The sequence below is a fragment of the Neobacillus niacini genome (assembly GCF_030817595.1).
In the GTDB taxonomy this organism is placed as follows: Bacteria; Bacillota; Bacilli; order Bacillales; family Cytobacillaceae; genus Neobacillus; species Neobacillus niacini_G.
The window spans coordinates 4,280,215-4,302,498 of sequence record NZ_JAUSZN010000001.1; the positions used below are offsets into that span (position 1 = coordinate 4,280,215).

The 22,284-nt window shown below is 39.1% G+C and carries 25 protein-coding genes; 1 reads left to right on the forward strand and 24 read right to left on the reverse strand.

Features of this window, described 5'->3' with window-relative positions; translation table 11 throughout:
• Nucleotides 1–48: 48 nt before the first annotated feature.
• The 17 genes from QFZ31_RS20310 to metG form a co-directional block, all read right to left on the reverse strand.
• Nucleotides 49–279: an anti-sigma-F factor Fin family protein gene (locus QFZ31_RS20310; protein WP_179603562.1), complete on the reverse strand. Its 231-nt coding sequence runs from the start codon at nt 277–279 to the stop codon at nt 49–51.
• Between the two features lie 113 nt (nt 280–392).
• Complete coding sequence (pth, locus tag QFZ31_RS20315) at nt 393–953, reverse strand: aminoacyl-tRNA hydrolase (RefSeq protein WP_307306271.1); 561 nt, start codon at nt 951–953, stop codon at nt 393–395.
• 435 nt (nt 954–1,388) lie between these two features.
• Nucleotides 1,389–2,024, reverse strand: coding sequence for a 50S ribosomal protein L25/general stress protein Ctc (locus QFZ31_RS20320; protein ID WP_307306273.1), 636 nt, complete (start codon nt 2,022–2,024; stop codon nt 1,389–1,391).
• A 101-nt stretch (nt 2,025–2,125) separates the two neighbouring features.
• Nucleotides 2,126–3,082 (reverse strand): ribose-phosphate diphosphokinase, encoded by a 957-nt coding sequence (locus tag QFZ31_RS20325; protein WP_307306276.1) that lies wholly within the window; start codon nt 3,080–3,082, stop codon nt 2,126–2,128.
• A 21-nt stretch (nt 3,083–3,103) separates the two neighbouring features.
• Nucleotides 3,104–4,477 (reverse strand): bifunctional UDP-N-acetylglucosamine diphosphorylase/glucosamine-1-phosphate N-acetyltransferase GlmU, encoded by a 1,374-nt coding sequence (glmU, locus tag QFZ31_RS20330; protein WP_307306278.1) that lies wholly within the window; start codon nt 4,475–4,477, stop codon nt 3,104–3,106.
• 190 nt (nt 4,478–4,667) lie between these two features.
• Nucleotides 4,668–4,958 (reverse strand): septation regulator SpoVG, encoded by a 291-nt coding sequence (gene spoVG, locus QFZ31_RS20335; protein WP_003347151.1) that lies wholly within the window; start codon nt 4,956–4,958, stop codon nt 4,668–4,670.
• A gap of 183 nt (nt 4,959–5,141) precedes the next feature.
• Entirely contained in the window at nt 5,142–5,516 is a 375-nt protein-coding gene (locus tag QFZ31_RS20340) for a RidA family protein (RefSeq protein WP_306077339.1), read from the reverse strand.
• 2 nt (nt 5,517–5,518) lie between these two features.
• Nucleotides 5,519–6,349 (reverse strand): pur operon repressor, encoded by an 831-nt coding sequence (gene purR / locus QFZ31_RS20345; protein WP_179603568.1) that lies wholly within the window; start codon nt 6,347–6,349, stop codon nt 5,519–5,521.
• A 57-nt stretch (nt 6,350–6,406) separates the two neighbouring features.
• Nucleotides 6,407–7,276 (reverse strand): 4-(cytidine 5'-diphospho)-2-C-methyl-D-erythritol kinase, encoded by an 870-nt coding sequence (gene ispE / locus QFZ31_RS20350; protein ID WP_307306282.1) that lies wholly within the window; start codon nt 7,274–7,276, stop codon nt 6,407–6,409.
• A 192-nt stretch (nt 7,277–7,468) separates the two neighbouring features.
• Nucleotides 7,469–7,654: a small, acid-soluble spore protein, alpha/beta type gene (locus QFZ31_RS20355; RefSeq protein ID WP_307306284.1), complete on the reverse strand. Its 186-nt coding sequence runs from the start codon at nt 7,652–7,654 to the stop codon at nt 7,469–7,471.
• Nucleotides 7,655–7,867: 213 nt separating this feature from the next.
• On the reverse strand, nt 7,868–8,131 hold the full coding sequence (veg, locus tag QFZ31_RS20360; RefSeq protein ID WP_132097037.1) for a biofilm formation stimulator Veg: 264 nt from the start codon (nt 8,129–8,131) through the stop codon (nt 7,868–7,870).
• Between the two features lie 204 nt (nt 8,132–8,335).
• Nucleotides 8,336–9,220: a sporulation peptidase YabG gene (yabG, locus tag QFZ31_RS20365; RefSeq protein WP_307306286.1), complete on the reverse strand. Its 885-nt coding sequence runs from the start codon at nt 9,218–9,220 to the stop codon at nt 8,336–8,338.
• Nucleotides 9,221–10,210: 990 nt separating this feature from the next.
• Nucleotides 10,211–11,089: a 16S rRNA (adenine(1518)-N(6)/adenine(1519)-N(6))-dimethyltransferase RsmA gene (gene rsmA / locus QFZ31_RS20370; RefSeq protein ID WP_307306288.1), complete on the reverse strand. Its 879-nt coding sequence runs from the start codon at nt 11,087–11,089 to the stop codon at nt 10,211–10,213.
• The gene (rnmV, locus tag QFZ31_RS20375) at nt 11,082–11,642 is read right to left on the reverse strand and encodes a ribonuclease M5 (protein WP_307306291.1); all 561 of its coding nucleotides are present in this window, start codon (nt 11,640–11,642) and stop codon (nt 11,082–11,084) included. The genes rsmA and rnmV overlap by 8 nt, the downstream gene beginning before the upstream one ends.
• Nucleotides 11,643–11,842: 200 nt before the next feature.
• Nucleotides 11,843–13,021: a ubiquitin-like domain-containing protein gene (locus QFZ31_RS20380; RefSeq protein WP_307306293.1), complete on the reverse strand. Its 1,179-nt coding sequence runs from the start codon at nt 13,019–13,021 to the stop codon at nt 11,843–11,845.
• Between the two features lie 238 nt (nt 13,022–13,259).
• Nucleotides 13,260–14,027, reverse strand: a complete 768-nt coding sequence (locus QFZ31_RS20385; protein WP_307306295.1) for a TatD family hydrolase — start codon at nt 14,025–14,027, stop codon at nt 13,260–13,262.
• Nucleotides 14,028–14,135: 108 nt separating this feature from the next.
• A complete protein-coding gene (gene metG / locus QFZ31_RS20390) occupies nt 14,136–16,103 on the reverse strand; it encodes a methionine--tRNA ligase (RefSeq protein WP_307306299.1) in 1,968 nt (655 codons plus the stop codon).
• A 476-nt stretch (nt 16,104–16,579) separates the two neighbouring features.
• Here metG and QFZ31_RS20395 point away from each other — a divergent pair, with 476 nt between their 5' ends.
• Complete coding sequence (locus QFZ31_RS20395) at nt 16,580–16,870, forward strand: AbrB/MazE/SpoVT family DNA-binding domain-containing protein (RefSeq protein WP_174524443.1); 291 nt, start codon at nt 16,580–16,582, stop codon at nt 16,868–16,870.
• A 42-nt stretch (nt 16,871–16,912) separates the two neighbouring features.
• On the opposite strand, the gene rsmI is transcribed toward QFZ31_RS20395, so the two are convergent.
• The 7 genes from rsmI to QFZ31_RS20430 form a co-directional block, all read right to left on the reverse strand.
• The gene (gene rsmI, locus QFZ31_RS20400; protein ID WP_307306302.1) at nt 16,913–17,794 is read right to left on the reverse strand and encodes a 16S rRNA (cytidine(1402)-2'-O)-methyltransferase; all 882 of its coding nucleotides are present in this window, start codon (nt 17,792–17,794) and stop codon (nt 16,913–16,915) included.
• A gap of 12 nt (nt 17,795–17,806) precedes the next feature.
• The gene (locus tag QFZ31_RS20405; RefSeq protein WP_307306304.1) at nt 17,807–18,550 is read right to left on the reverse strand and encodes a tRNA1(Val) (adenine(37)-N6)-methyltransferase; all 744 of its coding nucleotides are present in this window, start codon (nt 18,548–18,550) and stop codon (nt 17,807–17,809) included.
• A 60-nt stretch (nt 18,551–18,610) separates the two neighbouring features.
• Nucleotides 18,611–18,982 carry a DNA replication initiation control protein YabA gene (yabA, locus tag QFZ31_RS20410; protein ID WP_307306306.1) on the reverse strand — a complete coding sequence of 124 codons (372 nt, stop codon included), beginning with the start codon at nt 18,980–18,982 and terminating at the stop codon, nt 18,611–18,613.
• A 12-nt stretch (nt 18,983–18,994) separates the two neighbouring features.
• Nucleotides 18,995–19,822 carry a stage 0 sporulation family protein gene (locus tag QFZ31_RS20415; RefSeq protein ID WP_307306308.1) on the reverse strand — a complete coding sequence of 276 codons (828 nt, stop codon included), beginning with the start codon at nt 19,820–19,822 and terminating at the stop codon, nt 18,995–18,997.
• Nucleotides 19,815–20,822, reverse strand: a complete 1,008-nt coding sequence (holB, locus tag QFZ31_RS20420) for a DNA polymerase III subunit delta' (RefSeq protein WP_307306310.1) — start codon at nt 20,820–20,822, stop codon at nt 19,815–19,817. Before holB ends, QFZ31_RS20415 begins: the two co-directional genes overlap by 8 nt.
• Before the next feature lie 30 nt (nt 20,823–20,852).
• On the reverse strand, nt 20,853–21,182 hold the full coding sequence (locus QFZ31_RS20425; RefSeq protein WP_179603582.1) for a cyclic-di-AMP receptor: 330 nt from the start codon (nt 21,180–21,182) through the stop codon (nt 20,853–20,855).
• Nucleotides 21,183–21,378: 196 nt separating this feature from the next.
• Nucleotides 21,379–22,272, reverse strand: a complete 894-nt coding sequence (locus tag QFZ31_RS20430) for a carbohydrate ABC transporter permease (RefSeq protein WP_307306312.1) — start codon at nt 22,270–22,272, stop codon at nt 21,379–21,381.
• Nucleotides 22,273–22,284 lie beyond the last annotated feature (12 nt).

The following is a 22,284-nucleotide window of genomic DNA, read 5'->3' on the forward strand; positions in this document are numbered from 1 at the left end:
TAGTATTTTAAAAAATAGAAAAATGCTTTGGAGTGCTTCCAAAGCTGTTTAATGAATGAGGAAATCATATTGGTGATAATCTGGATTTCTTTCTAATGCTTCCTGACAATCTTCACATATAGCAGTTATGTGTATGTTACCAGACACATCATACGCGACCATCTCTTGTCTTTCCTGCTCCGTTAATTTATGAAGCCCGAGTGTTTCGCTGTGTATCGATGATTGTTCAATGGAACCAATGTTTGTGCCACAATGACGGCAGTGATAATGAATGGCCACTAACAAGCCCTCCCTATTCTACTATTACTACTAGTATTTACGAAGAATAGCGAGTTTATTCAAAAGAAATGTGTTCTTTATTCTATGAAAGAAAGGGTTATCTAATGAATAATTTACTGATTAAATTCATTCATTACCTGTAAGAATGGCTTTTCTAACCAAGCCTTACAAGCTTCAGCACTCTTTTTTACGGCTTCCTTTGTTGATGGAAGATCTTCTTCGCTGAAACGTCCCAACACGTAATCAGGTACCTTCATACCGTTCCTTGGTCGATCAATTCCTATCCGTATTCTGTTAAATTCTTGTGTTCCAAGATGTGCTACCGTAGATTTTATTCCGTTATGCCCGCCAGCACTTCCTTTTTGACGAAGCCTGATTTTTCCGACTGGCAAGTCCAGGTCATCATAGATGACCAGAAAATCTTCTAACTCAATCTGGTAATAGTCCATGATCGCTCTAATGGACTCCCCAGAGAGATTCATATAAGTCAGCGGTTTTAATAAAACCACTTTTTCACCTTTATGAACACCCATTCCAAATAGTCCTTTGAATTTTGATTGATTTAAAGGAATATCTAATTGATCCGCAAGCTCATCAATGACTTCAAATCCAATATTATGCCTCGTGTTTTCATACTGCTTCCCAGGATTTCCTAAACCAACTATTAATTTCATTCTTACCCTCTCTTTCGGCCCAGTCCACCTGTTAAATAATTTTCGGAGCATTCTTTTCTCTCCCACTTAATAATACGTCTTTTTTGTGATAAATGCGACAAAAGACGTAACCTTAATCAGGTTACGTCTGACAAATATTGTCTAGCTGCAGCGCCTAGGGGCTCGGGGTCATAAGCTTGTCTAGTTGCGGCTTCTTGGGACTCGAGTCATAAGCCGCCCCCTGAAGAAGGCAAAAACCGCCTTCTTGCAGGGTTCGTCTTATGCCTTCGTCCCAGAACAGTCGCCTCCACATTTCAGACAATCCGACAAGAAGGTTAAAGAGCAACCTTCTCGCCGGCTCGTCTTATGCCTGTCGCCCCTGTGCACAAAGGGAAGCTCCTTAGAATAAACTTCGCAGGAACAAGCTGTGCTTGTTCCGAAGGCGCTTCCGCTTTTCTATTCACCTACTGGTTCTGTTTCTCTGCCTTCTTCGTTATCAGGGTGTCCGCCTTCTTGCTGCTCACCTGCATTGATTTCCTCTTCTTGTCGAGGAGGCAGAATGCTGGCAATTACCTCGTCTTCCTCATGATTAATCGTAAATGATCCTTGATAGAGAATATCGGAAACCTTCATCGTTTCGCCCACCTGGAGGTTACTTACATCCACTTCAATTTGCTGTGGAATTTCTGATGGAGTAGAGGTAATCGATAATTCATGAACAGACTGCTGAAGAACACCGCCATCTTTTACCCCAGCTGCCTCGCCAGTTAGTACAAGTCTAACAGTTACGTTAATCTTAGAGGATTTATCAACAGCTAGAAAATCAACATGGATGATTTCCTTTTTAATAAAATCCTCTTGATAGTCAGTTAACACTACATCATGCTTACTGCCGTCTATATCAAGTGAAATAACTCCATTCCTGCCTACGTTTCGAATGGTCTTTGTTAAATCAGCAGAGCTGACAAAAACAGGTCTGCTTTCAAGCTTCCGCCCATAAATTACAGCAGGAATGTTACCAGTCTCTCTTATCCTTCTTAACTCCGAACTACGCAGTTCCTTACGTTCCTTTGCTTGTAAAACAGTACTCATGAGTTTAGTCACCTTCCTAGTTTTGTTCTTAACTGTCTCTATAAAAATTCCCCAAAACAGGAAGGTCTAAACATTATATTTTATAAAAGGATTGATAAAGATCAATCAAATAATGTACTTACAGATTGTTCTTCATGTACGCGGATAATTGCTTCGCCCATTAAAGGTGCTACAGAAAGTTGAATAATTTTATCTGTCTTTTTCTCTTCTGGCATAGCGATAGAGTTTGTAATAACTAATTCTTTAATTTTTGAATTTTGAATTCTATCCATGGCTGGCCCAGATAAAACAGGGTGTGTACAGCAAGCATATACTTCTTTTGCACCATTCTCCACGAGCGCATTTGCAGCAAGTGTGATAGTTCCTGCTGTGTCAATGATATCATCAATTAAGATTGCAATTTTCCCTTCGATATTACCGACAATATTCATTACCTCTGCAACATTCGGCCGTGGACGACGTTTGTCAATAATCGCAATCGGTGCTTTTAATCGTTCAGCTAACTTCCGCGCTCTCGTTACACCGCCATGGTCAGGAGAAACGATAACGATGTCACCGTTAAATTCTCTTTTTAAAAAGTAATCGGCTAAGATCGGAACGCCCATTAAATGATCTGTTGGAATTTCAAAGAAGCCTTGAATCTGTGGTGCATGTAAGTCTAAGCAGATTACACGAGTTGCACCTGCAGTTTCAAGAAGGTTTGCTACTAATTTAGCGGTAATCGGCTCACGAGCACGTGCTTTACGGTCCTGACGCGCATAGCCATAGTATGGCATAACAATATTAATCGTCTTAGCAGAGGCTCTTTTCAAAGCGTCTATCATGATTAATAATTCCATGATGTTTTCATTAACAGGTGAGCTTGTCGATTGAATGACATATACATCACAGCCACGGATACTCTCTTCGATATTAATTTGAATTTCTCCATCGCTGAATCTTGTGACAGAGCTTTTTCCTAATTCAACACCAATAACCTTGGCAATCTCTCTCGCTAAAGGTAGATTTGAATTTAGACTAAATACCTTTAAGTTTGGATCTAAGTATTGATTTGACATAATGCCCTCCAATATTCTTGCTTATTTTTTCTTATTAAGCTTCTCGACATAGTTTTCCTTATTTACCTGCTGTGCACGTGCTATCGATAATGCATTTCCAGGAACATCCTTCGTAATCGTTGAACCTGCAGCTACATACGCTCCTTTGCCAACAGTAACAGGCGCAACAAGATTAGAGTTACAGCCAATAAAGACTCCATCCTCAATCCTCGTTAAGAACTTATTTTTACCATCATAATTAACCGTTATCGATCCACAACCGATATTAACATCACTGCCAACCTCAGCATCACCAATATAGCTCAGATGAGAAGCTTTACTTCCTTTTCCGAAAACCGCCTTCTTAATCTCAACAAAGTTGCCAATCTTCACTTCATCATGAATGTCGGAATCTGGTCTAATATGTGCAAATGGACCTATATTAACAAGAGACCCAATCGAACTATTATATGCGGCAGATTGGCGGATCACCGTTTCATCTCCTACTTCGCATGTATCAATTTCTGAGTTAGGGCCGATTTGGCATTCTGAACCAATAACCGTCCTGCCTTTTAAGATTGTACCTGGAAGAACAATTGTATCCTGACCAATTACAACATCCGATTCGATGTATGTATTCTGAGGGTCAATAATTGTGACACCATTACGCATATGGCCTTCATTTATTCGGCTGCGCATAATTCTTTCTGCTTCTGCTAATGCAACTCTATCATTAACGCCTAACGTCTCTTCAAGATCTGTGGTTTGAAAAGCAGTAACAACTTCACCTTGATTTTTTAGGATTTCTACTACGTCCGGCAGGTAAAACTCGCCTTGAACATTGTCATTTGAAACCTTTTTCAGTGCTTCAAACAAAGCAGCATTATCAAAACAATAGGTACCTGTATTAATTTCATTTATTTCACGCTCTGTCTCAGTTGCATCTTTATGCTCAACAATTTTTTCTACAAAGCCATTTTCATTTCGAATAATCCGTCCATATCCTGTCGGGTCATCAATTCTTGCTGTAAGAATTGTAGCCTTTGCAGATACTTCCTCATGATGTTTAAATAAAGACTCCATCGTTTCAGCTTTAATTAGAGGTGTATCACCACAAACTACAATGGTAACCCCTTCTTTACCTTCTAAGCTCTGCTGCGCCTGCATTACAGCATGCGCTGTTCCAAGCTGCTCTTCTTGAAGGGCATAGTGACTTTCTTCCCCTAATTGAGCCTTTACCAATTCAGCTCCATGACCAATCACGGTAACCAATTCTTGAATATTTAGCATTTTCACTTGGTCCACAACATGTTGGACCATCGGCTTCCCACATACAGGATGTAAGACTTTATATAGCTTTGACTTCATCCGGGTGCCTTGTCCTGCGGCCAAAATCACAGCATAACGATTAGACATGAACAGTCCTCCAATTTACCTTTTTATCCATTAAAAATATTAACGTAATTAGTCAGTCATTTCAAGGAATGTAAGAAAAGTGTCCGAATTTGTTATTTTGAAAAAATTAGAGGAAACAATAGGAGGATGTTGGGGGACAAATAAAAAAAGAGCACTACTTGTGTAGTAGGCTCTAGTTGAATACTACTTTCTAGGAAGCTCCTGCTTCTTCAAATTCTACTTCTAATTCTCCTAAGCGGTGGTACTCAGCCAAGACAGCTTCTTGAATCTTACCACGCGTCCCAGAGTTGATTGGATGCGCAATATCACGAAATTCTCCGTCTGGAGTACGTTTACTTGGCATAGCCACAAATAAACCATTGTTGCCGTCGATAACGCGGATGTCGTGAACAACGAATTCATTGTCTAATGTAATTGATGCAATCGCTCTCATTCGGCCATCCGTGTTAACACGGCGTAATCTTACGTCTGTTACTTCCATGTGCTCACACCCTTTTCTTATGTTAAAAAGCTAGTGTTATTAATTCAACATGGTTTCTAGTAAATCCTTCTTAATCTATTAAATATTTTAAATATATTTTAGACAAAATGGTGAACATTTTTAAAAGTCTGATTTTTATGTGTTAAATATAGTGGTTATAGAATAAATTAAAAAAACGCTCGATTATTTCACGAGCGCAATGACTTCAATTTCCACCAATGCATCTTTCGGTAATCTTGCTACCTCTACACAAGAACGCGCCGGTTTATTCGTTGAGAAATATTCACCATATACTTCATTAATTGCTGTAAAGTCATCCATACTTTTAATAAAAACAGTAGCCTTTACAACTGTCTCAAATGAAGCACCTGCAGCTGTAAGGACCGCTTCCAAATTTTTAAAAACTTGATGAGTCTGTTCATTTATTCCGCCCTCTATCATAACTCCCTCTGCTGTCAACGGAATTTGACCAGAACTGTAAAAAAGATTATTTACGATGATTCCTTGGGAATAGGGCCCAATCGCAGCAGGCGCTTGGTTAGTTTGTACAACTTTCATACTTATTCCTCCGTTCTTCTCTTGAAATAGTTTCCTTCTGTTACCTGAATCCTTTTTTCCTTAACATCAACATCTGTCAATTTAACTAGTGATTTGTATTCATCAACGAGTCGTTCTTCAATTTTTTCAGCTTCAACCAAAACAGCAATACCAGCGACGGTAGCATTAAATTCTTCTAGTAAGCTGATCATTCCCATCACTGTTCCGCCTGCTTTCATAAAGTCATCGACTACCAAGACCCTAGAGCCTTGAGCCAAACTCCTTTTTGAAAGAACCATCGTTTGAATTCTTTTTGCTGACCCAGATACATAGTTAATACTGACCGTTGGACCTTCTGTTACTTTACTATCTCGTCTAACGATCACAACAGGCGTATTTAGCTGGCTCGCGACAGCATAAGCAAGAGGTATCCCCTTTGTAGCTACTGTCATGACCACATCGATTTTAGTATTCACATATGCAGAAGCAATAATTCGGCCAGCCTTTTGGACAACGGATGGGTCACCCAAAATATCAGTTAAATACAAGTATCCCCCTGGTAAAAGGCGGTCAGGGTGGGCAATTAACGAACATAACTCATTCACAAAAGGTCTTGCCTCTTCATCACTTACACTTACAAAAAATTTAACTCCGCCCGCTGCACCAGGTACAGTTTGCAGCGTTCCGATACCTCTTTGTTCGAAGGTCTCCTTAACTATGGCTAAGTCTTCACTGATAGAAGATTTCGCAGAAGAATAACGTTCAGCAAAGAAGGTAAGCGGTACCAACTGGCGCGGATGGTCTAGTAAATAGCTCGTCATATCGATCAATCGTTCACTGCGGCGAAACTTCATAGCAATCCTCCAAAAAAGACGAATATTCTATAAATAGGATATCATTAATGTACGTTTTTAATCAAGGGAATGTCGTTCACCGAGCATCCGGACAGCAAATACTTGGTCACAAAACCCTCTGAGCCCATTATAAATCCGGTGCATTCTTGAGTCGTGCTGGACAATTCCAAAGACAGTTGGTCCGCTTCCGCTCATCAAAACCGCATCGGCACCAAAACGTTTCATTTGCTCCTTGATTTGCGCTACCTCTGGATGAAGTTTTAATGTAACATCTTCTAGGACATTCCCGACATTTTCACATACACTTTGATAGTCATTGTTTTTTATTGCTTTTACCATTTCGTCAATTTCGGGGTGCTTCATCCCATTTAAATCCAAACGGCGATAAACTTCCGCTGTGGAGACTCCAATAAACGGTTTTGCTAAAATGACCCAGCACGTGGGCGGAGCTGGAAGGTCTGTAATCATTTCACCTCTGCCCTTCGCCAAAGCCGTGCCGCCATACACACAAAATGATACATCCGAGCCTATTTCTGAACCAATCTCAGCTAATTCGTCCAATGTTAAACCGAGTCCCCATAGTTTATTTAGACCCCTTAGGGTTGCAGCGGCATCACTGCTGCCCCCAGCCAGTCCAGCTGCAACAGGAATTGTTTTTTCAATTGTTATTTGGACCCCTTTTTTTACTTGATAGAGGTCCTTTAACAATTGTGCTGCCTGAAAAGCTAAGTTTCTTTGGTCATCAGGAACATATCGGTTATGGGAGAGAATATGTATTTTATCCTGTTCTAATAATGTTAGTTCAACACGATCCGCCAAATCAATCGTTGTCATGATCATCTCAACTTCATGAAAACCATCCGGACGCTTATATAATACATCCAGGGATAGATTAATTTTAGCTGGTGCTTTTACTAAAAGCTTCAATATGCACACCTACACTTCTATCGTTCATATATTTTTTCCTATTTTACCATAAAACCACTGATAGGAAAAAAGTCTATTAATAATATTTAAAGACCAGGGGGATTCTACCCTCTGGTCTACCGTGGTGTTTGTTTTGTTTAAACATTGAGAAGCAGTGCTGCTTTCCAACTTACTGGCTATTAACAGCCTAATTTAAGTGTTTCTGTTGTTTTTGATCAGCTGCTCTGAGGCTAGTTCGATTGCCCTTTTCACCATGTTTCCAGCATCCTTAGCTCGTATGCCGCCCCAGCCCTCTTTTTGAACGACATCATAAAATCCCAACTCTTTTGCAAGTTCTTCTTTAAATTGACTAGACATTACACCTCTTCTTCTTGCCATCTAAACAACCCCTTTTTTACACTCACGGCAGTATTAGTATGGTATTAAGTGATTTATTCAATTAGTTATTTATTAGGCTGTGTTAAATAAGACTGCTGATTTGCACTCCACTCAACAGGTTCTAAAATCAGAAGTCTTCCTAACACAGCCATTTATTAGATAGCAAAAGGCAGAAAATCGGATGATTTTCTGCCCTAAAAATTGCCCTATATTCTAACTTAAAGCTATGTTTCCTGCTGCGTCTTCGTAGAAGGTTATTTGAACCGTTTCAGTAAGTACATCTGCATAGCTGTATGAAACTCGTTCAAATGAATTCTCTTCTTGATCTAACTCGATTACAAAAACCGAAGGGTACGTTTCGGCTAATACGCCTGATCGTTCGATTGTCTTTCTACGTCCTCCGTTTGCCTTGAGCAACAATCTTTTCCCTAAATTTGAATCAAGAGCCTTTTTAATATCGGCTAAGGTTTTTGGCATTCGGTCCACCTCACTGTGTAAAGTATATCACACTGACATAGTCCCTGTCAAATAAAAACATAAAATTATATCAGTCCGACAAAAAGATTGTCAATATGTTTTCTTCTACTTTTTCTCTCAATTTTCAACAATCATTATAGTTTCCTTAACAAGGGCGGATTATGTGCATATAAAAAAATAAGCCTTTATTTTTTTCCAAAAGGCTTAGGATTCTTCTTCCTGGACAGGATTATAAGGCATTCCTGTTCGTAAGACCCCTTTCGTTTCAATGCCTCCCAGTCCTTTTTCTCCTGTAAGTGTGTTTCTTAGTACATCCCAAACATTGATACTTTCCATAAACGGCGTGAAGCTAATTTTTGCAACGATATAAACAGGATCTAAAGCATGTATATTGATTCGTGATGGGGAACTAGCGAAATTTGCTCCTGCATGTATCAAGGATTCAAAGTGAGACTGACATGCCCCTGCAAAAATGACGAGTTGATCTAAGTGTGGTATCTTTCTGCGTGCTTCCTTAACGGTTTGGACGAAATGCTTCGAGTGGCGGTATGCATTAATATCTGTTATTTTTCCCTTCGACTTTGAGTAGGCATCATGGCCAGTAATGACTAAAATATCAGGACGGTATTGATCAATTAATCCGCCAATTTTATTTGGCATTTCCTTTTCGTTACAATGAATGCCATAGACAGGAATACCAATTTTTTCGTATAAAGTCATGCACTTTTGTAAGTAATCAGGATCTCCATCCAAGTGAAGAACCCTTCCTGGCATTTGAAAATAATTGGCTGGCTGAACATAACCGCCGGTCGCTTCATAATCCTGCCTTTGCTTTAGTAAATCCACTTCCTGTGCAAATAAACGGAAGGATTGCTCTTCAAGGGCTTTATATTCCTGTACTATTTTTGACCTTACATTCGGGTTAATTACTACTAAATCATCGTAAGGTGCATCTGCCATCAATCGAATATCCTCACCATATAGGATTACAAATTTCTGGCCATTTAGTGTTTGAATATCAATAACTCGGAATAGAATATCACAGTTATAGGACCGTCTGCCGACAATATCCATCATCTTTATATTCACTGCTGTCACTCCAATTAGACCAGCGTATAGGCCTTCCAAATAAAGTTTCTCTGTGATAGGCTATGCAACTACACACCATGATGTGAATGGACTGCCTTTAGTAAAAAAATAGATCCTTTTATAGGTATTGTTACTACTTGTACTAATCGGATAGTTTATGGGAGCTATGTCCGAATAAGGGGTCCATTCTTGCGTTTAGTCCTCAAGATCCCCGATTGAGGACTAATCCTCCTGACGACTCTTGCGATTTGTCCTCAAGACCCTCGATTGAGGACTAATCCTCCTGACAGCTTTTGCGATTTGTCCTCAAGACCCCCGATTGAGGACTAATCCTCCTGACAGCTTTTGCGATTTGTCCTCAAGACCCTCGATTGAGGACTAATGCTCCTGACAGCTTTTGCGATTAGTCCTCAAGACCCCCGTTTGAGGACTAATCCTCCTGTCAGCTCTTGCGATTTGTCCTCAAGACCCTCGATTAAGGACTAATCCTCCTGACAGCTTTTGCGATTTGTCCTCAAGACCCCCGATTAAGGACTAATCCTCCTGACGACTCTTGCGATTTGTCCTCAAGACCCCCGATTAAAGACTAATCCTCCTGACAGCTCTTATGATTTGTCCTCAAGACCCCCGATTAAAGACTAACCCTCCTGACAGCTCTTGCGATTTGTCCTCAAGACCCCCGATTAAAGACTAATCCTCCTGACAGCTCTTGCGATTTGTCCTCAAGACCCCCGATTAAAGACTAATCCTCCTGACAGCTCTTGTGATTTGTCCTCAAGACCCCCGATTAAAGACTAACCCTCCTGACAGCTCTTGTGATTTGTCCTCAAGACCCTCAATTAAAAGACTAATCTATATGACCATATTCAACCCGTCCAGGAACCCGCATGTAACCCAGTTCGAACAACCCGCCTTTTTAGAAAATCCCTGAATATACTACTTGAAAGCACAAAACAATACGAAGCCGCAAAAAAAATAGACCAAATAGGTCTATTGGAAATAAGTAAGCAATTCGTCGCTTAACCGGCCGAATTCCTCAACAGATAGTGTTTCCCCTCTTCTTGTCGGCTCAATACCAGCTGCGTTTAGTGCATCTATGATTTCTTCCTTCTTTTGTTTTCCATCCGGGAGCTGGCTGGTTAAATTATTTAGTAGCGTTTTTCTTCTTTGGGCAAAACTTGCCCGTGTGATTTGAAAAAAGAACTTTTCATCCTTTACAATAACAGCTGGTTTTGCCCTTCTTGTTAAGCGAATGACAGCAGAATCTACATTTGGCTGCGGGACGAAGACTGTTTTTGGAACAATCATAACCGTCTCAGCCTTTGTATAGTACTGTACAGCGATAGAAAGGGACCCGTACTCCTTTGTCCCCGGTTTTGCTGAAATGCGATCTGCGACCTCTTTTTGAAGCATACATACGATACCTCGTATTGGGATTTGATCCTCCAGTAGTTTCATAATAATCGGAGTCGTCACGTAATAAGGAAGATTGGCCACAACCATCAAATCATCGGTCTGAGTAAATTCTGTATCTATGACTTCTTGAACATCTGCCTCCAGTATATCTTTATGTATCACTTTTACATTTTCATATGGTGAAAGTGTGTCCGCCAATATCGGTAATAATCTTTGGTCGATTTCAAATGCAACAACTTTTTTACTCCTGCGTGCAAGCTGTTCTGTCAGAGCTCCAATGCCGGGGCCAATTTCAATCGCACCTGAATGATCTCCCAATTCAGCAAAATCAACGATTCTATGTAAGATATTGGTATCTATTAAAAAGTTCTGACCCAGACTTTTCTTAAAAGAAAAGCCGTATTTTTCAAGTATCGCTCGTGTTCGAATCGGGGTAGCAATGTCTTTATTCATTTTTTTCCTCCTGTATGACCAATGCAAGGGCATCTGCAAATTCCTTCTTGCTGATCTGGAACATCATTAACCTTTTATGTAATTGTTTCCCATTGGTATAACCGATTTTCAAAAATTTTCCCAACAAGATCCTCCGTTCCTTTGAACCTGTCCCACCAATCAGGCCTGCGACAATTAAATCTTCTTGTGTAATTTCCTCTTGGATAGTCTCTGACATGGTTTGTGCGTCTCTTAACGCGTTCCTTATGGCATCTATAGGGGCATGTTCCACACCAAGACCTTTTCCGTTTTTTGCAATAGCAACTTCTTTTGGTAAGAAGGCATGCTTTGCGCCCGGTACTTTTTCTGCGATTGTTTTCCTGATTTTCTCTCCAGGAAAGTCGGGATCTGTAAAGATAATAACCCCTCTTGTTTCTTGTGCTCTTTTTATTTTTTCAATGGTTTCTTCACTAATTGCAGAACCATTGGTTTCAATTGTATCTGCGTCAACTGCTCGTTTAATCGTGGTGGTATCGTCTTTTCCTTCCACCACAATGAATTCCTTAATCTTCATTATTTCCTCCGCACATGAATGATAAAAAGATAAAATAAATTGAAAAATAAATGAAACATTTTTGTAATGTCCATCGTCTATATTAGCAAATGCATTCATATTATTTAATAAATAACCTAATGTTCCAATGATGTAAGTATAAAGAATATTAGAGAAAAAGCAAAATGCAGAGGCTAAATTAAACCTCTGCAATGGCAAGCTTATTGTAATATCTTAATCTTTACCTTTCGGACTCCCCAGCGGAAGGCCTCGGCCTTTGTTGGGAAAAAAACATCAATCTTGTGCCCCTTTATGGCACCGCCAGTATCAGCTGCTACAGCATAACCGTACCCTTCCACATAAACCTTGGTCCCTAATGGAATAACTCGCGGGTCAACGGCAATTACCTTTGCACCTGGGTTCGCACGCAGATCAAATCCCGTAGCTGTTCTTCCTGAACAGCCGTTACAATATGCCGTATAGGCAGTAGTATTCACATAAAACTCAGTACCAGTTTCTGCTCCACGGGAAACTTGAATATCTAATTCCTTCGTTCCGACAGCCACAACTTTATCGAGTTTTTCTCTTAGTTTCTGCTCACCAACTATTTTTCTTGAAACTTCTTTACCATTTTCCAAGATGACTTCATATTCTTTCGAAACAATTCCCTGTTTACCTTCTGTAACAGTTACTTGTTTTCCCTTTTCTAAGCCCTCATCCTTCTTGGTGATAACGGCAAATTGAATTGGTTCTTCCACTACATCGGTGACTTTTTCTACGCGAATGACATTAATTATGCCATCCTTTTGCAATGTCTCTGATAATGACGGTTCAACTCGGTCAAATTCATTAAGTTTAATACCCTGTTGTGTTAAAAAGTCAGCGACCGTAGCCGAAGTGGACCATACCTGTTGCTCTTTCCCACCGTCAACTAGTGTAAGATGAAGAGCTAATTTGATGCGAATATCCATCTTGCTTTTGATCTTTTCCTCCGGTTTTGGAGAAATTTCATCCTGTTCGTTCAATACAATTTGTTGCTCTTTTAGTAGCTCAGCGACTGTACCTGCTGTTGTCCATATCGTTTTTTTCTCGTTGTCTTGGACAATTTGAACCTGCTTTGCTTGTTTCCAGACAATGTTTTGATTGTCTTTCACCTTGGCGTTAGCCGAAGGTGACAAGTAGTCTTTTGAGTTGAGTGGTATTTCCAGTTGAGCGAATACTTCCTTAACTGTATTGGCATGCGTTTTTATTACTTTTTGCTGTCCGTTAAGAGTCAGTGCAACGGTATACTTAGATCCTTCATAGTATGAAAAACCAAGAAGTGCTGCTAAAACTACAAAACTAGCAAAAGCGATCGCCAACCTTTTACTACTCAAAGACTTGGAAAACAGGTTTTTCATGTTTTTGAATACGATGAAAAACGCCTCCTTCTCTCGGAGAGATTATTGAGAACCATGCTGTCGGCTGTCAACCCTTGCATTTGTTTGTGAACGTATTTCCTATTATGCATATAGTTGGGAAATTTGCAAAGGGAAACTTATCGACACGGTTATCCTATGAAGAAAAGGAGACGTGTAGAACTTTAAGTTATAGTAAAAAATTCGGACAAGCTTCTATATACTTCGACACGCTTGTCTATCAGTTTATGTCGAATATTTTTTTTGCGTTAGCAGTTGTTATTTCTGCCACTTCTTCAAAGGATATCCCTTTGATCTCAGCAATTTGCTCTGCAACTAACTTTACATATCCTGGTTCATTGCGTTTTCCACGATACGGATGAGGAGCAAGATACGGACAATCGGTCTCAATCAGCAGTTTTTCTATTGGAACCACCGCTGCCACTTCCTTGGGTTTTTTGGCATTTTTAAATGTAACGGGGCCTCCAAGTGAAATGTAAAAATTCATTTTTAGACATTCAACTGCAACCTCAGGACTTCCACTAAAGCAATGCATGATTCCCCCGACTTCAGCTGCTCCCTCCTCCTGTAGAATTTCTACAATGTCAGCCGTTGCCTCCCGATTATGAATGACGATTGGAAGTTTTACTCTTTTAGCCAACTGAATTTGCTTTCGAAATACCTCTTTTTGAATATCCTTTGGAGATTTGTCCCAATGGTAGTCTAGCCCCATTTCCCCTATCGCCACTACTTTTGGGTGAGAGGCCAGCTCTTCTATCCATAGCAAATCATCATCAGTCATATCAATCGCATCAACAGGGTGCCAGCCAACGCATGCATGAATAAAATCGTATTTCTCAGCAAGCTCCATTGCCCTTTTTATAGTTGGTCTGTCAAAACCAACACAAACCATTTTCGATACTCCGGACTCTTGAGCCCTTATGATTACTTCTTCTAAGTCTTCCTCAAATTGTTCTGCATTTAAATGGACATGCGTGTCAAATAGCATAAGTCAAACTCCTTTGTTGAATTTCATCACTATTTCCTGTCGAACCTATAAAGAAAAAATGGAAATGCCACGAAATTTGTTTCACGTGGAACATTTCCATTCAAAAATCTACTTTACTTTCGAACCGTTAGGTAATGTTTGGTCAACAGTCGCAATCGACAGTGCACCATCTTTTGAGCCTGCTAATATCATTCCTTGTGATAATTCACCACGTAGTTTCACTGGCTTTAGGTTTGTAATACAAATTACTTTTCTGCCAACTAGCTCCTCAGGCTTATAATATTGGGCAATTCCAGAGACCACTTGACGCTTTTCATAGCCTAAATCCAATTGAAGCTTTAAAAGCTTATCTGCCTTTTTAACTGGTTCAGCTTGAATAACTTCTGCTACTCTTAAATCAATTTTCATAAAATCGTCTATAGCAATTTCGGCAATTTCTTCCGGTTTTTCTTCCTGTTTAATTTCTTGTTTTTCTTCAACCACAGGAGTTGAACCTCCCATTTTGCCACGAATAAATTCAACCTCGTCTGCAATTTCAAGACGTGGAAACAATGGATTTCCTTTTGTGACCTTTGTTCCATTTGGAATAGAACCGAAGGAATCTAGACTCTCCCATGTTTTAAGTCCCTCATCCTGAATGCCAAGCTGTTGGAAAATACCATTAGGTGTCACGGTTAAGAAAGGCTGAAGAAGAATAGCTGTTCTTCTTAAAGATTCAGCTAAATGTCCCATTACACTAGCCAGTTCGTCTTTTCGTTCTTCTGATTTCGCCAAGGTCCATGGCTGTGTTTCATCTATATACTTATTGGTACGACTCACCAATTGCCAAATCGATGTTAATGCCACTGAAAACTCCATTTTCTCCATGGCTTCCTCATATTTAGCGACTGTTTCACGATTTATTTGAAGTAACGCTTCATCGAATTCACCCGTAGAACCAGTATACGAAGGAACAACACCATTGAAATATTTCTCAATCATTGCCACTGTTCGATTTAATAGGTTGCCAAGGTCATTTGCTAAATCGAAATTGATTCGTTCAACAAATCCCTCTGGTGTAAATACACCGTCAGCACCAAATGGCACTTCTCGGAGTAAATAATAACGAAGTGCGTCTAGACCATAGCGGTCAATTAATGTAACAGGATCCACTACATTTCCTTTGGATTTGGACATTTTTCCGTCTTTCATTAAAAGCCAGCCATGAGCAAAAACCTTTTTAGGAAGTGGCAGATCTAAAGCCATTAACATGATCGGCCAATAAATCGTATGAAAACGAACAATTTCTTTCCCAACAAGGTGAACATCTGCAGGCCAGTAGTTTAAATATTTACTATCATTATCTGTTCCATAGCCAAGGGCTGTGATGTAGTTTGATAACGCGTCAATCCATACATAAATGACGTGCTTGGGATTTCCAGGTACTTTTACTCCCCAATCAAAGGTCGTTCTAGAAACTGCTAAATCCTCTAAACCAGGCTTGATAAAATTGTTAATCATTTCATTTTTACGTGATTCCGGCTGGATAAACTCTGGATTTTCTTCATAGTATTGAAGCAATCGATCGACATATTTACTCATTTTAAAGAAGTAGGATTCTTCTTTAACTATCTCTACGCCTCTGCCGCAATCAGGGCAATTTCCTTCAACTAACTGGCGGTCTGTATAAAAGGACTCGCACGGAGTACAATACCACCCCTCATACTTATCCAGGTAGATATCCCCTTGTTCAAGTAGTCTAGCAAAAATCTTTTCGACAACTTGCTTATGTCTCTCTTCCGTTGTTCGAATAAAGTCATCATAAGAAATATCAAGCTTTTTCCATAAATCCTTAATTCCATCAACAATTTCATCCACATACTGCTGCGGGGATACCCCCTTTTCCGCAGCGACGCGCTGTATCTTTTGCCCGTGCTCGTCTGTTCCTGTTAAATACATCACATCAAAGCCGCGCATCCTTTTATAGCGTGCCATTGCATCTCCAGCTACAGTAGTATAAGCATGGCCAATATGTAAATTTCCGCTCGGATAATAAATCGGAGTGGTGAGATAAAAGGTTTTTAATTTTTCTTGCATTTGATACCCTCCTAGTAGTAAACAATCGACATTTCTATTAAAACATTATTACCTTTTTTCATCCTCTTATATCATCAAAATATACCCAAAAATCAATAAATGTGCAATAAAGCCTAAAAATAAGCTTTAGATTTATTTTACCATTTTTCTTATCTCCCCCCAAAAAAATGGAACCTCAGTCGAAACTTATATTATTAAAATAGAAGATTATTGTAGTTTTTTGTCGAATTTTAAAACGATGTTAAGAATGTAATTTTAAAAAAACAATAATGTTAAAAACCCTTTTCACCTGAATGGCCATTCATTATAGATTGATATTACAACATTTCTATGAAATGATAATATTTGCCATTATTTTTCACCATAAAATAATTGACGGAAATGGGAATGGCTGGTATTATAAATTTATAAAAATAATGTCGAATAATGACGAATTGATAGAGAAATAAATTAATAGGTTAAATACGAGAGGAGCTATTAAAATGAAATCTACAGGTATTGTCCGTAAAGTTGATGAATTAGGTCGTGTAGTTATTCCTATCGAATTAAGAAGAACACTTGGTATTGCTGAAAAAGACGCACTTGAAATCTACGTTGATGATGAGCGCATTATCTTAAAGAAATACAAACCTAATATGACTTGCCAAGTTACTGGTGAAGTTTCTGATGACAACTTAGCACTTGCTGGCGGAAAGTTAATCCTTAGCCGTGAAGGTGCCGAACAGTTAGTAAATGAGATCAAAAGCCAATTTGAATTAGTAAAATAATATAAATGAAGCTTCTCCTAAATCAGGAGAAGCTTTTTTATATTATTGGTCGATATGGTACGCCTGATACACTTCACGTTTGTTTATGCTGCGATCTTTCGCCGTCTGTTTAATTGCCTCTTTTGACGGAATATCTTTTACATTTATGTAGTGATTTACATGTTCTTCAATCGACAAGGTTTCCCACCAGGAACTTTCTTCTTCCTTTAGTGTACTTTCATCCGCACCTTCAATGATCAAACAAAATTCCCCGCGAATTTCATCCTGATGTACCCATTCCAATAACTCAGATAAGTTTCCTCTTATAAATTCCTCGAATTTTTTGGTTAATTCCCTGCAAATAGCCGCTTTACGATTACCGAGAATTTCATACATTACGGTTAGTGTTTCTTTCAGTCGATGTGGCGACTCATAGAAAACAAGAGTTCCTGTTTGCCTCTTTAAGCTCTCTAACTCTGTCCTCTTTTCCTTTTTACTTCGGTTTAAGAATCCATAAAAATAAAAGGGCTGACAGGTAAGTCCTGAGGCAATTAATGCTGGGAGGGCTGCATTAGCTCCTGGTAATGGCACTACCGTTACTTTTTCACTTATTGCCGCCTCTACAAGCTCATATCCTGGGTCTGAAATAGCTGGCATACCAGCGTCACTCACCAAGGCAATTTTCATGCCTTCCTTAATTTTATGAATAAGCTTTTCACCACTGGATTCTTTATTATGCTCATGATAGCTGACAACTGGCGTTTGAATTTCAAAGTAATTGCATAACTTCTTTGTATTTCTTGTATCCTCTGCTGCAATCAAATCTGCTTCCTTTAAAATCCTTACAGCACGAAAACTCATGTCCTCAAGGTTGCCAATTGGTGTTGGGACAAGATATAGTATTCCTTTTTGCGCCTCATTTTCAAAGCTCTTTTGCTGCCACATTTAAACAACCCCTTATTTATCTCCATATAAAATCTTTCTTACTTCTGCTGTATATTCCCCCTCTTCATTATAAACAAATAAAGGTGGAAGTATTTTCAAATCAGGACTGCCATCCTTGATCGCTTCAATTAGTAATGTATTTGCCTCTTTTCCCTGTTTTGGATAGACAAACTGAATGCGCTTCGGTTCAAGGCGATACTGCCGCATGACCGTAATGATATCCATCAGCCTTCCAGGACGATGAACAAACGCCACCTTCCCGCCCTGTCTCACCAATTGGCTTGAAGCCTTTACAGCGTCTTCAAGAGTACATAGGATCTCATGACGGGCAATCGCTAAATGTTCATTCGGATTTATCTCTTCTTTTGATGGAGTTAGAAAATAGGGAGGATTGCAGGTAACTACATCATATTTTCCATACCCCAATTGTTTTGGCATTTCTTTTATATCACCGTGAATCATCTGAAGGCGTTCCTGAAGATTGTTATATTCAATACTTCTGACTGCCATGTCATAAAGACGTTCTTGTATCTCTACACCGATAATATTCCCCTTTGTACGAGCACTTAAAAATAATGGAATAACACCATTTCCACTGCAAAGATCAATAAGATTTCCTTTTTGTATCGGGACATACACAAATCGAGCGAGTAAAACCGCATCGAGCGAAAAAGCAAAAACTGACGGACTTTGGATAATCCTTAAATTCTCAGCAAGCAAGTAATCCAGCCGTTCATCACCCTTTAACATAACCATCCTATACACCTCTAAATAATATGTAAAAAAATAAGGTTGACCTGTGTCAACCTCTTCATGTTATTTCTTATTAAGAAAGGAGAGACAAAATAAGCAATCGCCTTCCTTACGTAAACTTCCAAAATGAAGATTACAAATGTGAAATCCTTCTTGGTATAGACGAGCAAGATTATCATAACCTTCTCCGATATCTAAAGTCCGATCTCCGGCAGATACACGAGAAGTTGTCCCTTTTTTAACTTTCTCATCCCTTTTTTCTTTATCCGTGGTTACATCTAAACGGCGTCTTAGATGTTCGTTTTCTAGCTTTAAATAGTGATTCTCTTCTAGTATTTCGGCTAAATGCTGCTTTAATTCCCCGAGCTGTTGGTAAAGATGGCCAATTTGTGTTTCCATATTACTTACTGATTCAAATATCTCTTTTTTATCCACGTCGCACACCTCTTAATCTGTGGATTGTATAGACAAGGCACCTTCTTTAATGATTTCGTCCAATGTATACTCCAGAACTCGATCCTGTTCCTTTAGTTCCACCTGAAGTACCCGCTCTAATATATTTAATCCTACCACTTTTCCTCGACCTTGAGGAGTTTGAATTATTTCGCCTAAATCAGGCAGCTGCTCCTTAGCAGCTTCATATTCATCATTTTCATATTTTAAACAGCACATCAGTCTGCCGCATAAACCGGATATCTTGGTAGGATTCAATGAGAGATTTTGGTCCTTTGCCATCTTAATGGACACAGGATCAAAATCACCTAAAAATGTGGAGCAACACAGCATCCTTCCACACGGACCAATTCCTCCAAGCATTTTTGCTTCGTCCCTGACACCGATTTGGCGCAATTCAATTCTTGTCCGAAAAATGGACGCTAAATCTTTTACTAGCTCACGAAAATCTACTCTTCCGTCAGCAGTAAAATAGAAAATTATTTTATTTCGATCAAATGTATATTCAACATCGACTAGTTTCATATCTAATTGATGTCCATTTACTTTTTCATTACAAACATCATATGCTTCCTGGGCAGCTTGTTTATTTTCTTCAACGATCATTCGATCCTTGTGATCTGCAATTCTCACTACCTTTTTTAAAGGTAAAACGACATCGTGCTCTTCGACCTGTTTACGTGGAACAACTGCCCTGCCGTATTCTACGCCGCGCACTGTTTCGACAATTACAAAGTCGTCCTTTTGAATTGAGAGGTCTCCAGGATCAAAATAATAGATTTTACCCGCTTTTTTAAAGCGTACTCCTACAACATCATACAAATGAAGATCCCTCCTGCAAATTCAACACAAGCTCTTCCATCATTAGCTGCGGATTCATATTAGCCGCAAGCTTCCTTTTTGCCTCGAGAATAGCCGACATTTGATCCGATAACCGCCGTCCGGATGTTTCAAGAGCATACTGTCTTAACCGGTCACTTTCAGCTTTAAAGACGATTTGCTCCTGTTTATCTAATTGTATATATAATAAATCCTTAAAAATAAGAAGTAAAAGATCTAAACCACGATTAATCTGTTCTTTCTCTTTAAAATGTGAGAACCAATCTCCTTGAAGAGTAACCATTGCTTCTAAAGGATTTTTTCTCAGCACCTCATATAATTTTAACACTATTTTTTGAGCTTGTGCAAACCAATCATCGACATTTAATTCATACGCCTCATCAAGGTTATTTGTCAGCTGTGCTAATAAGGGCGCTTTCATTGGATTTACGCCGTTTTCAGTCAGTTGATTAATCATCGCTAATGGAGATAATGGTTTAAATGATAAAATTTGGCACCGTGAAAGGATGGTTGGCAGCAATTGTTGTGGCTGCTCTGATAATAGAAAGGCTGTTGTTTGTGAGTTGGGTTCCTCTAGAAACTTTAACAAACTATTTGCTGCACTCACACTCATTTTATCAGCATCACTAATCATATAAACCTTTCTAGACGATTCCACACCTTTTTTCGAGAATTCCTCCTGGAGATCTTGAATCTGTTGTTTCTTAATTGATAACCCATCAGGCTCAACCTTATGGACATCTGGGTGATTACCACTATTAATACGACGGCAATTATGACAGTTCTCACATGGTTTAAATCCTTCTATTAAAGAATCACAAAATAATGCTTTTGTGATTAATAAGGCAATTTCTTTTTTTCCAGTCCCTCTGATTCCTTCAAGTAAATAGGCGTGGGCGACTCGCTGTTTCAACAAACTGTTCTTTAACATTTTTAGCACTGCAGGCTGAAGCTCTTCTAGTTGATCCCATGTTTTTACCAAGTTCATCACCCACTTAGATTTAAGATAGATTTAAAAATGCATAAATTGTTCGATTGGAAGTACAAAGACTGTGGCTCCGCCAACTTCCACTTCAACTGGATAAGGTACAAAAGAGTCTGCATTTCCGCCCATTGGGGAAACTGGTGCAACTAATTGGTCCCGGGCTCTACAGTTATCTTTTATGATTTGCAAGGCACGATCTACACGAATATCTTCTGTTCCAATCATAAAGGTGGTGTTGCCGGATTTTAAAAAGCCGCCTGTAGTTGCCAGCTTTGTCGCTCTAAAATTATTATCAACCAGTGCTTTTGATAATCGATTGCTATCTTGGTCCTGAACAACAGCGATGATAAGTTTCATCTCTACCAACCCCTTCGTCAACATTCATTTATCTTTCCTATATTATAACAGGTATTTGTCCTCGTTACATTGATATTCGACAGAGGTTGTATTCGAAAGTTGTCTAAAATTTTATTATGGGCTGCCCAGCAAAATTAACTTATGTGTTTTATATGCAAAAAAGCTGACCCATTTTAAGTCAGCTTTTTTCTCATTATTAACCTTTTACAGATCCTGCTGCAATACCTTCAACAATACGATCACTTAAAATAAAGTATGCTATTAATACTGGGATAATACTAATCATCAATGTGGCACCAATTGCTCCCCAATCCGTCAAATACTGTCCTACGAAGTTGTTTACCCCAACGGTAATCGTTTTCCATTTGTCAGAGCTCAGGAAAGTGTTAACGAATACAAATTCGTTCCAGTTATAAATCATGTTGATGATGACAGTGGTTGAAAGCACTGGTACTGTCATTGGAAGTGTAATTTGGAAGAAGATCCGATGGATGGAACAGCCATCCACAACAGCTGCTTCTTCAATCTCCCGTGGAATGGTTTTGTAAAATCCAGTTAAAATCATAATCGTAATCGGTAAGTTAAATGCTACATACGATAAGATAACGGACATTGGATTATCAATCATATTTGCCATTTTAAAGAAATTAAATAATGGTATTAAGGTTGAATGAAGCGGGATCATATATCCAGCCATAAACAAGCCAAGGACCAATCCACTTAACTTCCATTCCATTCTCGTAATAGCAAACGTTACAAAGCTGGCAAGGATAACAGTAATTACAACTGCAGCCACCGTGTACAACACACTATTAAAGAAGTAAACATCGATATGACCTGCTGTCCAGGCCTTTGCGTAGTTGCCCCACTGTGGATCTTGCGGGAGCGCAAACGGAGACATCCCGAAAACTTCCTGATTTGTTTTTAAGGAGAACAGGAATAACCATATTAGCGGGTACACCTGTATGATTGCAATTACTCCTAGGATAAAATAAAGAATTCCATATCCAATTTTGTTTCCTAGTGTTTTACTCGTTTTATAAGAAGCTGATAGGGTCGTTTTTTGTGTTTCTATTGCAACTCTACTCATCCTTTTCACTCC

What these genes read in the sequence shown, in the direction of transcription:
- pth (WP_307306271.1), bottom strand. Translation starts at nt 953, where the DNA reads ATGAAATTAATAGTTGGTTTAGGAAATCCTGGGAAGCAGTATGAAAAC.
- QFZ31_RS20320 (WP_307306273.1), bottom strand. Translation starts at nt 2,024, where the DNA reads ATGAGTACTGTTTTACAAGCAAAGGAACGTAAGGAACTGCGTAGTTCG.
- QFZ31_RS20325 (WP_307306276.1), bottom strand. Translation starts at nt 3,082, where the DNA reads ATGTCAAATCAATACTTAGATCCAAACTTAAAGGTATTTAGTCTAAAT.
- glmU (WP_307306278.1), bottom strand. Translation starts at nt 4,477, where the DNA reads ATGTCTAATCGTTATGCTGTGATTTTGGCCGCAGGACAAGGCACCCGG.
- spoVG (WP_003347151.1), bottom strand. Translation starts at nt 4,958, where the DNA reads ATGGAAGTAACAGACGTAAGATTACGCCGTGTTAACACGGATGGCCGA.
- QFZ31_RS20340 (WP_306077339.1), bottom strand. Translation starts at nt 5,516, where the DNA reads ATGAAAGTTGTACAAACTAACCAAGCGCCTGCTGCGATTGGGCCCTAT.
- purR (WP_179603568.1), bottom strand. Translation starts at nt 6,349, where the DNA reads ATGAAGTTTCGCCGCAGTGAACGATTGATCGATATGACGAGCTATTTA.
- QFZ31_RS20355 (WP_307306284.1), bottom strand. Translation starts at nt 7,654, where the DNA reads ATGGCAAGAAGAAGAGGTGTAATGTCTAGTCAATTTAAAGAAGAACTT.
- veg (WP_132097037.1), bottom strand. Translation starts at nt 8,131, where the DNA reads ATGCCAAAAACCTTAGCCGATATTAAAAAGGCTCTTGATTCAAATTTA.
- rsmA (WP_307306288.1), bottom strand. Translation starts at nt 11,089, where the DNA reads ATGAATAAAGACATTGCTACCCCGATTCGAACACGAGCGATACTTGAA.
- rnmV (WP_307306291.1), bottom strand. Translation starts at nt 11,642, where the DNA reads ATGAAGATTAAGGAATTCATTGTGGTGGAAGGAAAAGACGATACCACC.
- QFZ31_RS20380 (WP_307306293.1), bottom strand. Translation starts at nt 13,021, where the DNA reads ATGAAAAACCTGTTTTCCAAGTCTTTGAGTAGTAAAAGGTTGGCGATC.
- QFZ31_RS20385 (WP_307306295.1), bottom strand. Translation starts at nt 14,027, where the DNA reads ATGCTATTTGACACGCATGTCCATTTAAATGCAGAACAATTTGAGGAA.
- metG (WP_307306299.1), bottom strand. Translation starts at nt 16,103, where the DNA reads ATGCAAGAAAAATTAAAAACCTTTTATCTCACCACTCCGATTTATTAT.
- rsmI (WP_307306302.1), bottom strand. Translation starts at nt 17,794, where the DNA reads ATGTGGCAGCAAAAGAGCTTTGAAAATGAGGCGCAAAAAGGAATACTA.
- QFZ31_RS20405 (WP_307306304.1), bottom strand. Translation starts at nt 18,550, where the DNA reads ATGGTTATGTTAAAGGGTGATGAACGGCTGGATTACTTGCTTGCTGAG.
- QFZ31_RS20425 (WP_179603582.1), bottom strand. Translation starts at nt 21,182, where the DNA reads ATGAAACTTATCATCGCTGTTGTTCAGGACCAAGATAGCAATCGATTA.
- QFZ31_RS20430 (WP_307306312.1), bottom strand. Translation starts at nt 22,272, where the DNA reads ATGAGTAGAGTTGCAATAGAAACACAAAAAACGACCCTATCAGCTTCT.